Origin of the sequence: Streptomyces sp. NPDC057474, assembly GCF_042802555.1 — a bacterium.
Taxonomy (GTDB): Bacteria; Actinomycetota; Actinomycetes; order Streptomycetales; family Streptomycetaceae; genus Streptomyces.
In genome coordinates this window covers 1-10,511 of record NZ_JBHVDX010000288.1, presented here as the reverse complement: position 1 = coordinate 10,511, position 10,511 = coordinate 1, and the positions used below count along the sequence as shown (strand labels likewise).

The 10,511-nt window shown below is 69.8% G+C and carries 8 protein-coding genes; 2 read left to right on the top strand and 6 right to left on the bottom strand.

The window, feature by feature from the left end; all coding sequences use genetic code 11:
- Window positions 1-30 precede the first annotated feature (30 nt).
- Window positions 31-933 carry a tRNA (adenine-N1)-methyltransferase gene (locus ACFU53_RS42935; protein WP_384005220.1) on the bottom strand — a complete coding sequence of 301 codons (903 nt, stop codon included), beginning with the start codon at window positions 931-933 and terminating at the stop codon, window positions 31-33.
- A gap of 121 nt (window positions 934-1,054) precedes the next feature.
- On the bottom strand, window positions 1,055-2,902 hold the full coding sequence (locus ACFU53_RS42930) for a site-2 protease family protein (RefSeq protein ID WP_384005219.1): 1,848 nt from the start codon (window positions 2,900-2,902) through the stop codon (window positions 1,055-1,057).
- 219 nt (window positions 2,903-3,121) lie between these two features.
- Between ACFU53_RS42930 and ACFU53_RS42925 the strand changes: the two genes are divergently transcribed.
- Both ACFU53_RS42925 and ACFU53_RS42920 read left to right on the top strand, forming a co-directional pair.
- On the top strand, window positions 3,122-4,045 hold the full coding sequence (locus ACFU53_RS42925; RefSeq protein WP_384005218.1) for a RecB family exonuclease: 924 nt from the start codon (window positions 3,122-3,124) through the stop codon (window positions 4,043-4,045).
- A gap of 15 nt (window positions 4,046-4,060) precedes the next feature.
- Window positions 4,061-4,732, top strand: a complete 672-nt coding sequence (locus ACFU53_RS42920; RefSeq protein ID WP_384005217.1) for a response regulator — start codon at window positions 4,061-4,063, stop codon at window positions 4,730-4,732.
- A gap of 79 nt (window positions 4,733-4,811) precedes the next feature.
- On the opposite strand, the gene ACFU53_RS42915 is transcribed toward ACFU53_RS42920, so the two are convergent.
- The 4 genes from ACFU53_RS42915 to ACFU53_RS42900 all read right to left on the bottom strand — a co-directional run.
- Window positions 4,812-6,395: an ABC transporter substrate-binding protein gene (locus ACFU53_RS42915; protein ID WP_384005216.1), complete on the bottom strand. Its 1,584-nt coding sequence runs from the start codon at window positions 6,393-6,395 to the stop codon at window positions 4,812-4,814.
- A gap of 93 nt (window positions 6,396-6,488) precedes the next feature.
- A complete protein-coding gene (locus ACFU53_RS42910; RefSeq protein ID WP_384005215.1) occupies window positions 6,489-8,093 on the bottom strand; it encodes an ABC transporter substrate-binding protein in 1,605 nt (534 codons plus the stop codon).
- A 457-nt stretch (window positions 8,094-8,550) separates the two neighbouring features.
- A complete protein-coding gene (locus ACFU53_RS42905) occupies window positions 8,551-9,246 on the bottom strand; it encodes an HAD family hydrolase (RefSeq protein ID WP_384005214.1) in 696 nt (231 codons plus the stop codon).
- 218 nt (window positions 9,247-9,464) lie between these two features.
- On the bottom strand, window positions 9,465-10,511 hold a 1,047-nt coding region (locus ACFU53_RS42900; protein ID WP_384005213.1), incomplete at its 5' end, for a vitamin B12 dependent-methionine synthase activation domain-containing protein.

Here is a 10,511-nt window from a genome sequence, read left to right as displayed (position 1 = left end):
GGGCGGCGGCGTACGGGGTGGGGCGGCGGGTCAGCGCGGGGTGCCGCCGTCGGCGTTGGGGCCGGAGTAGTCCTCGCCGTACGCGCCCTTGGCGGGTCGGCGGCGGCGCATGGGGGGCTCGACGCCGTCGGCGAGGCGGCGGGCGGTGAGCAGGAAGCCGGTGTGGCCGATCATCCGGTGGTCGGGGCGGACGGCCAGGCCTTCGATGTGCCAGTTGCGGATCATCGACTCCCAGGCGCTGGGCTCGTTGAAGCAGCCGATCTCGCGGATGGACTCGACGGTCCGGGCGAGCTGGGTGGTGGTCGCCACGTAGCAGCAGACGATGCCGCCGGGGACGAGGGCCTTGGAGACGGCCTCCAGGCACTCCCAGGGGGCGAGCATGTCGAGGATGACGCGGTCGACCTCGGTGTCGCTGAGGTTGTCCTGGAGGTCGCCGACGGTGAGCTGCCACGCGGGGTGGGGGCCGCCGAAGTAGCGCTCCACGTTGGCCTGAGCGATCTCGGCGAAGTCTTCGCGGCGCTCGTAGCTGTGCAGCATGCCCTGGTCGCCGATGGCGCGCAGCAGGAAGCTGCTGAGTGAGCCGGAGCCGACGCCGGCCTCGACGACGCGGGCGCCGGGGAAGATGTCGGCGAAGGCGAGGATCTGCCCCGCGTCCTTGGGGTAGACCACGGCGGCGCCGCGGGGCATGGACAGGACGTAGTCGGGGAGCAGGGGGCGTAGCGCCAGGTAGGCGACGTTCCCCGTGGTGCGGACAACACTGCCCTCGGGAGCGCCGATCAGCTCGTCGTGCGGGAAGGAACCCTTGTGGGTGTGGAAGTTCTTTCCCTCTTCGAGCGTGAACGTGTAGTGGCGTCCCTTGGGGTCGGTGAGCTGGACCTGGTCCCCGACCTTGAAGGGCCCGCGACGGCGGGCGGCACCGGTCGGTTCGGACATGTGAACAGCGTACCGGTCCCCGGGGGGCGCGCCGACCACGGTCTCGGTGCGCTGGGGCAGTGGGAACACCGCGGGTTCGTCGTGGCTCGTCCCGCAGTTCCCCGCGCCCCTTTCGGGGCGCTCAGCTGGGCCTTGCCATCGCCTTGACGAAGGCTCGTTCCACGTCCGCCGCCGAGAGTACGCCGTAGATCTCGCCCGACTGCTCCACGACCAGGTATTCGGTGGCGGGGGCCGCGCGGAGGGCGTCCAGGAGGGCTTCGCCCGCCAGTTCCGCGGAGACTCGCATGCCGTCGGTGAGGTCCTGGGCGAGGCCGCTGACGGCCACCCAGGGGCGACGGTGTTCGGGGACGCCGACGATGGCGGCCTCGCGGACGAGGGAGACGGGTTCGCCCTCGGGGTCGACGACGACGAGGGCGCGGGCGCCGGCTTCGTTGGCGCGGCGCAGGGCCTCGGAGAGGGGGGTGTCGGTCTCGACGGGGACCGCGCGGCGGGTGAGGGTGCGGGCCTGGAGCTCGGGCAGGTGTTCGCGCAGGCGGGCCATGCGGAGGCTGTTGCCGGCGCCGGTCCAGATGATCGCGGCGAGGATCGCGGCGAGCAGGGCGTCCAGGACGGTGTCCATGCCGACGCTGTCCTCGGCGGCCGAGCCGAGCAGGCCGGACTGGGTGAGCAGCGGCAGTCCGATGAGGACGGAGACGGCGAGGGCGCGGCCTACCCAGGCGGCGGCGATCGTGCCGCTCATCGGCTTGCCGGTGATCTTCCAGATGACGGCGCGGAGCATACGGCCGCCGTCGAGGGGCAGTCCGGGGAGCAGGTTGAAGGCGGCGACGATCAGGTTGGAGATCATCAGGCCGGCGAGCAGGACGCCGGGGACGGTGCCCGGCTCGACGGCCAGCAGGGCGACGTAGAAGATGCCCGCGAGGATCAGGGAGAGCAGGGGGCCCACGAAGGCCAGGACGAACTCGCGGCCCGGGGTCTCGGACTCCTTCTCGATCTCCGAGACGCCGCCGAAGAACTGGAGCTGGATGCGGCGCACCGGCAGCTTGTAGCGCAGGGCGGCGACGGTGTGGGCGAGTTCGTGGACGAGTACGGAGGCGTAGAAGGCGACCGCGAAGAACAGGGCGACGAGGTAGCGGGCGGCGCCGAGTTCGGGCAGGACGCGGTCGAGCTGGCCGCCGAAGACCCAGGTGATCAGGGCGGCTACGAGGAACCAGCTGGGGGCGACGTACACGGGCACGCCGAAGGGGCGGCCCATGAGGATGCCGCCGCCGGGTTCCTTGGCGCGCTCGGGGGGCTTGGGTGCGGCGTCCGAGTGGGCGTGGGGGCGTGCGGACTCCGCTGTGCGCTCGGGTTCGTCCGTCGGCGCCTTGTGCATGTCGGGCGGGGTGGGCGGGGTCGATGAGTCCGCCGAGGGCTTGCTCGGCTGGTTCGCCGACGGGTCGTTCACGGTGTCCGCCGACGGTTGGTTCGCCGCGTCTGCCGACGGATTGTTCAGCGGGTCCGACGGCGGTCGGGCCGCGGGAGCTGCCGACGGCTGGTTCACCGAGTCTGTCGACGGTTGGTCCGCCGGGCCCGCCGACGGCTCGTGCACGGGGGTTTCGGACGGCTTCGCGGCCTCGGAGTCGCCGGGGGCCTTGGCAACGGCGGAGTCCTCGACGGCACCGTGTTGCTCAGCGGCGCCCCGCTCCCCCGCGGCACCCTGCCCCTCGGCGGCGCCCTGCTCGTTGGAGTCGCCGGAGTGCTGGGATCCGCCCGGCGCTTCGGAGTCGCCGGTCTCCTCGGGAGCGTCAGCCGCTCGGGGGGCCTCGGATCCCGTCGTGGAAGTGCCGGCGGCGTCGCCGGGGTCGCGGTGGGTCGCGGCCGGGGTGGGGACGCCGTTCTCCGCCGGTGTCCCGGTCGTGTCGCGCGGTGCGTGCTCGGGCGCCGCGTCGCTGTCGGACCGCGGCTGCCCGCTCCCGCCGCTCGTCTCCACGATGTCCCCTCGTTCGAAGCGTCTTCCGCGCCCGGTGGCCGGGCGGAAGGGTCTGCGGTCGATGCTATGCGGTCGCCGGGGCGCGTTCCGCTCCGGCACCCCCTCGTGTTTTCCCCCGCGTCGCACGAGGCACACAGGTGTCGACGTGTGCGGTGTCGGTGGGCGGTCGTACGGGCCCGTGGCTGTCACTGTCAGTGGTGGGCCGTATGGTCTGGGGTCATGGAAACCAGCACCGACGGCACCGCCGCCGCTCCCGCGGGCGGCGGGGATGGTCGTCCTGCCGTGCGGGCCGCCACGCCGCCTGCCTCGCTGTCGCCGTCGCGCGCCAGTGACTTCATGCAGTGCCCGCTGCTGTACCGGTTCCGGGTGATCGACCGGCTGCCCGAGAAGCCGAGCGAGGCGGCGACGCGCGGCACGCTGGTGCACGCGGTGCTGGAGAGACTCTTCGACGCGCCGGCGGCCGAGCGGACGGCGCCGCGGGCCAGGTCGCTGGTGCCCGGGCAGTGGGACCGGCTGCGGGAGAGCAGGCCGGAGGTCGTGGAACTGTTCGCGGACGACGCGGAGGGTGAGCGGCTGGCGCGCTGGCTGGCGGAGGCCGAGCGGCTGGTGGAGCGCTGGTTCACGCTGGAGGACCCGACGCGTCTGGAGCCGGCCGAGCGGGAGTTGTTCGTGGAGGCGGAGCTGGACTCCGGGCTCAGGCTGCGCGGGATCATCGACCGGGTGGATGTGGCGCCCACCGGTGAGGTGCGGATCGTCGACTACAAGACGGGCAAGGCGCCGCGACCCGAGTACGCCGAGGGCGCGCTGTTCCAGATGAAGTTCTACGCCCTGGTGGTGTGGCGGCTGAAGCAGGTGGTGCCGCGTCGGCTCCAGCTCGTCTATCTGGGCAGTGGGGATGTGCTGACGTACGACCCCGTGATCGCGGATCTGGAGCGGGTGGAACGCAAACTGCTCGCGCTGTGGGAGGCGATCCGGCTGGCCACGGAGAGCGGCGACTGGCGGCCCCGGCCGACCAAGCTGTGCGGTTGGTGCGACCACCAGTCGGTATGTCCGGAATTCGGCGGTACTCCCCCGCCGTACCCCCTCCAGGTGAGGTCACCCGAGTCGGCCGACGACAGGCAGGGCAGAATGGGCCCGGACTAGCCGAAGGAGACTTTCGTGGCCATCCGCGTCCTACTGGTCGACGACCAGCCGCTGCTGCGTACCGGGTTCCGGATGATTTTGGAGGCGGAGCAGGACCTCGCGGTTGTCGGGGAGGCCGGAGACGGCCTGCAGGCGCTCGACCAGGTGCGGGCGCTGCAGCCCGATGTGGTTCTGATGGACATCCGGATGCCCCGGATGGACGGGGTGGAGGCGACGCGGCAGATCACCGGGCCCGGGCGGGACGGTCCGGCGAAGGTGCTGGTGCTGACCACGTTCGACCTGGACGAGTACGTGGTGGAGGCGCTGCGGGCGGGTGCCAGCGGGTTCCTGCTCAAGGACGCCCCGGCCAACGAGCTGGTGCAGGCGATCCGGGTGGTCGCGGGCGGGGAGGCGATGCTCGCGCCGAGCATCACGCGCCGGCTCCTCGACAAGTACGCGGTGCATCTGCCGTCGGGCGACGAGCCGGTGCCGGACGCGCTGCACACGCTGACCGACCGTGAGGTCGAGGTGCTGAAGCTGGTGGCCCGGGGTCTGTCGAACGCGGAGATCGCCGCCGATCTGTTCGTCAGCGAGACCACGGTCAAGACGCATGTGGGTCATGTGCTGACCAAGCTGGGGCTGCGCGACCGGGTGCAGGCCGCGGTGTACGCGTACGAGAGCGGGCTGGTGCGTCCCGGCGCGCAGTAGAAACCGAGCACCGTACTACGCGCCGAGGGCGCCCTCTTCCTGTGCAGAGGGCGCCCTCGTCGTGTGTGGCTGTCTCGCGTCAGTCCTTGCTGATCTCCCAGAAGCGGAAGACGGTCGACGCGTCCAGGCAGTACTCCAGGCCGTAGACGTCGTCGCGGACGACGGCGTACTGCTTGGCCTGCCAGATGGGGATGAGGGGGATGTCGGTGGCGACGATGTTCTGCAGTTCGGCGTACTCCTTCTCCGTGGAGGAGCGCTCGCTCTCGGCGGCGGTCTTCGTGAGGAGTTCACCGGTGATGGTGTCGTTGGTGTAGTTGTTGCCCAGCACGTTGCCCTTGCCGAAGAAGGGGCCGGTGAAGTTGTCGGGGTCCGGGTAGTCGGGGACCCAGCCCTTCACGTACACGCCGTACTTGCCGGCGGCGATGTCCTTCTCGTACTGGCCGAAGGCGACGGATTCCACGTTGGCGTCGAACAGTCCGCTGTCGTTGAGCTGTTGGGCGATGGCCTCCAACTCCTGGTCGGTGGAGGGGCCGTAGCGCGACGGCGTGGACCAGAGGGTCAGTTCGACCTTGTCGTTGATTCCGTCGGCGCGCAGCGCGGCCTCGGCCTTGTCCTTGGAGGGGCGGGCGCCGTAGGTGTCGAAGAAGGCCGTGTTGTGGCCGGTGATGCCGGCCGGGATGATCGAGTACAGCGGCGTGGCGGTGCCCTGGTAGACCTCGTCGACGAGGGCCTCGCGGTCGAGGAGGTAGGCGATGGCCTGGCGGACGCCGAGCTTGCCGGTGACCGGGTCGTCCATGTTGAAGACGAGGTGCTGGACCTCGGCGCCGGTGCCGTCGACGATGTCGACGCCGCTGGCGGTGGAGGTGTCGGTCTCGATGTCGGAGATGTCGGAGGCGCTGAGGCCGCGGTAGGTGACGTCGAGGTCGCCCTCCAGCAGAGCCTTCTTCAGGGCGTCCTGGTCGCCGTGGAAGAACTTGAGGGTGACGCCGGTGTTCTCGACGTCGGCGGTGCCCTGATAGTTCTCGTTGACGGTGAAGGCGGCCTCGTCCTCGCCGAAGGACTCCAGCTTGTACGGGCCGGAGCCGACCGCCTCGCCGTCCTTGCGGAGCCCGTCGGCGTCGTAGGAGCTCTCGTCGACGATCGATCCGGCGCCGGAGGCTATCTTGCTGGGGAAGGTGGCGTCGGCGTACTTGAGGTCGAAGCGGACGGTCTTGTCGTCCGGGGTCTCGACCTTGTCGAGCATGGGGAACATGATCGCGGGGCCGGCGTCGTCGTTGATCTTCAGCATGCGGTCGAAGGAGAACTTGATGTCCTTCGCGGTGAGCGCCTCACCGTTGCTGAACTTCAGGCCGTCCTTGAGGGTGCACTCGTAGGCCGTGGTGCCATTGTCCGCGAAGGAGCACTCCTCGGCGAGGTCGGGTTCGGGCTCGGTGGCGCCGTTGGGGAAGCTCAGCAACGACTGGAACACGTTGTTGAAGAGGAGCCAGGACCCGGGGTCGTAGCCGGAGGCGGGGTCGGTGGCGAGGACGTCGTCGGACATCCCCATCACGACGTTGGAACCGGAGGCCCCGGATCCCCCCGAATCGGAGCCGCAACCGGTCAGCAGGCCGGCGGCAAGCCCTGTCGCGATGGTCAGGACGGGCCACTGGGTGCGCATGTTCACGTATGAGTGCCTTGTGTCGTCGGGTGCATTGCGGGCACGCTCCGGGCTCCCCCGAGGCCGGTCGGCCTCGCCCGGGGCGGGGGTGAGGTCAGGTCAGTTGCCTCTGCCGCGGCCCAGCTCCCAGAGCTGGAGCGTCGAGGCGGCGTTGAGGGCGTACTCGGCGCCGGTGATGTCGTCGCGGGCGGCGACGTACTGGTTGCCCTGCCAAAGCGGCAGGATCGGCACGTCGTCGGCGACGATGGCCTGGATGCCGGTGAGGCTCTCCGAGGCGGTGAGGCGGTCGGCCGCGCGGCGGGACTCGGGGATCAGCTTGGTGCGGATCTCGCTGTTCGCGTACGGCGAGCCGAGGAAGTTGTCCTTGTCGAGGAAGGGCGCGAGGTAGTTGTCGGCGTCGGGGAAGTCCGGGAACCAGCCCATGCCGTAGACCGCGTACTCGCCCTCCTGCTCGGCGGGGCGGAACGTGGACCAGGGGGTGCCCTTGATGGTCACGTCGAACAGGCCGCTGTCGTTGAGCTGCTTCTTCAGCAGCTCGAACTCCTTCTCCGTGGCCGCGCCGTAGTGGTCGGTCGTGTAGTGGAGTGTCAGCTTCACCGGTGTGGTGACGCCGGCGGCCTGCAGGGTCGACTTCGCCTTGGTGACGTCCGGGTCTCCGTACTTGTTGAAGAACGAGTTGGAGTGACCGGTGATGCCGGCCGGGACCAGCGAGAAGAGGGGTTCGGCCTGGGCGCCGTACACCTTGGAGACGAGTTCGCCCCGGTCGATGACCTCGGCCATGGCCCGGCGGACGGCCGTGCTCTTGACCGGCGAGGCGTCGGTGTTGAAGGCGAGGTAGCGGATCTCCAGGCCGGCGGACTCGATCACGTCGATGTCGCTGTCGGCGGACTCGGAGAGCTTGTTGATCTGCTCCGGTGTCATGGTGCGGGTCATCAGGTCGATGTCGCCGTCCTTCAGGGCGGTGCCCATGGCGTCGGCGTTCGCGAAGGAGCGCAGCTCGACCCTGTCGTTCTTCGGGTCCAACTGCCCCTTGTAGTTGGGGTTCTTGGTGAAGACGGCCTTGACCAGCTCGTTGTTCTCGACCTCGGCGTCCAGGGTGTACGGGCCGGAGCCGTCGATTTCGAAGCCGTCGCGCAGCCTGCCCTTGTCGTAGTCGGCCGGGTTGACGATGCCGGCGACGGGGGTGGACAGCTTGTACGGGAGGGTCGCGTCGGGGCTGTTGAGGTGGAAGATCACCTCTTTGTCGCCCTTGGTCTCGACGAGGTCGATGGTCGACAGCAGGGCGAAGACACCGCTGTCGGCCTTGATGGAGCGGGCGCGGTCGATGGAGAACTTCACGTCCTCGGCGGTGACCGGGTCGCCGCCCGCGAACTTCAGGCCGTCGCGCAGTTTGCAGGCATAGCGCTCGTTGCCGGTGTCGGTGAAGGCGCAGCTGGAGGCGGCCTCGGGTTCCGGTTCGCCGTCGCCGCGGGGCTGGACCAGGAGGGTCTGGACGGTCTGCCGGAGGATGTTCCAGGTGCCGACGTCGTAGGCGTAGGCGGGGTCGATGGGGGCCGGGGCCTCCTTCGAGGCGGTGAACCGGTCGGTGGTGCCGACGACGATCGCGTCACCGCTGCCACCCGCGCTGTCGGTGGCACCGCAGGCGGCGAGTACCGGGGTGAGCAGACCGATTACGGCCGGCAGCACCAAGGTCTTGCGGTTCATGCTCGAGTTTCTCCAGAGCTGTGGTCCGGGACGGGTGCTGGCGGGGTTGTGCGAGCGCGTCACGGGAAGTACGGCGATGTTCTCGCGTCGAGATTAGCCCGCACCGCCAGAGGGGCCCGTACACACCGGAGTTGAGTTCCCATCACGCTGCGAAACCGGGTGTGGACACAAACGGTGTAGCACGCACGGAATGTTTGGTGCACCCTTCACCAATCAGGACACAAAGGCATGCTGAACACCTCTGAATACGGGGCTCGGACGCGGCCGGGAGCCACCCGGGAGCCCCTTTCGAGTGGTAAACGTCACAGCCTGAAAGGGGTTCCCAGGCGCGGGAATTCAGTCATTGCGACCGACTGAATTTCCCGGCCGGGACCCTGTGAGTGATCTTGGAATTTCTTGCGCTTTCAATTGCTCACGTTGAGTGCGCGGGTCAGCGCATTTCCGTCGTCGGGTGCCGTCAGATCACCATCAGGCCGCGAAGGAAGGGCAGGTCGACCTCTTCCAGCGAGGTCACCACGGTGCGCCGGGCGGCTGGGGCGATGGGGGCCACGGACGGGACGGCGACCACATGGCAGCCGGCGGCCTCAGCGGCGGCGACACCGGTCGCGGTGTCCTCGATGACCGCGCACCGGGCCGGATCCGCGCCGAGGCTGGAGGCGGCGAGGAGGTAGGGGTCGGGGAACGGCTTGGTCCGCTCGACCTCGTCGCCCGCGACGGTCAGCGCGAAGTACTGGGGGCCGAGGGAGGTCAGGACGCGGTCGATGATGCGCCGGTGCGAGGCGGAGACCAGGGCGGTGGGGACGCCGTGCGCGGCGAGTTCGGCGAGGAGTCTGGACGCGCCGGGCATCAGTGGAAGCGCGCGCCCGATACGGGCCTCGAAGCCGTCGTTGAGCAGCACGCTCAGCTCGGGGAGGGTGATGTCGGCGCCGGTGGCCTCGATCAGGAAGCCCGCGCTGCGGCTCATGGGACCGCCGACCACGACATGACGCCAGGAGTCGTCGAGGGTGTGGCCGAGGCCGGCGAAGATCTCGACCTCCACGTCCCACCAGAAGCCCTCGGTGTCCACCAGGGTGCCGTCCATGTCGAGGAGCACGGCCTGCAGTGCGGAGCCTTCGGCCGTACGGGTTCCTAGCGCGGGGATCGTCGTGGTCATCCGGCGCACCTCCTTGTGGGACGAGCAGGCCGGTTCCCGGGTGGGGAACCGGCCTGCGGTGGACCGACCAGTCTACGACGCCGCGCGGGGAAGTGCCCTTCGGTCAGGCCGTACCGCGCCCGAAGGGGCGCGGGGCTGCATTCGATGTGCGGCTCCACCTGCGTAGGCGCGACCAGCCAAGAGACCCGCAGATGAATAACGGCTCCCCCGGCGGAGCGCTATCGCGCGTTGAAGTACTTCGCCTCGGGGTGGTGGATCACGATCGCGTCCGTGGACTGCTCGGGGTGGAGCTGGAACTCCTCCGAGAGCTGTACGCCGATCCGCTCGGGCTCCAGCAGCTCCGCGATCTTGGCGCGGTCCTCCAGATCGGGACAGGCGCCGTAGCCGAGGGAGAAGCGGGCGCCCCGGTACTTGAGGTCGAACATGTCCTCGATCACAGCCGGGTCCTCCCCGGCGAAGCCCAGCTCCGAGCGCACGCGGGCGTGCCAGTACTCGGCGAGTGCCTCGGCCAACTGCACGGACAGGCCGTGCAGTTCGAGGTAATCGCGGTAGGAGTTGGACTCGAAGAGCTTGGCGGTCTCCTCGCCGATGCGGGAGCCGACGGTGACGACCTGGAGGCCGACGACGTCCGTCTCACCGGACTCCTCCGGGCGGAAGAAGTCGGCCAGGCACAGCCGTCGGCCGCGGCGCTGGCGCGGGAAGGAGAACCGGGTCCGCTCGTTGCCGTCGTCGTCCAGGATGATCAGGTCGTCGTCCTTGGAGACGCAGGGGAAGTAGCCGTAGACGACGGCCGCTTCGAGGAGGTTGTCGGTCTGCAGCTTGTCGAGCAGGCCGCGCAGCCGGGGCCGGCCCTCGGTCTCGACGAGTTCCTCGTAGGTCGGTCCGTCGCCGGTGCGGGCCTGCTTGAGCCCCCACTGGCCCTTGAACAGGGCGCCCTCGTCGAGCCAGGTCGCGTACTCCTTGAGCTGAATGCCCTTGATTACGCGGGTGCCTCGGAACGGGGGCGTGGGGACGGGGTTGTCGGTGGCGACGTCGGAGCGGACGTGGCCCTCCTCCGGGCGTTCCTCGACCACGGTGGCCGCGGCCGTCGCCCGTACTCGGCGCTGCTTCAGTTCGGGCAGCTGGGCGCCGGGGACGCCGCGCTTGACGCCGATGAGGGCGTCCATCAGACGCAGGCCCTCGAAGGCGTCGCGGGCGTAGCGGACCTCGCCCCCGTAGATCTCGTGCAGGTCCTGCTCGACGTAGGCGCGGGTGAGGGCGGCGCC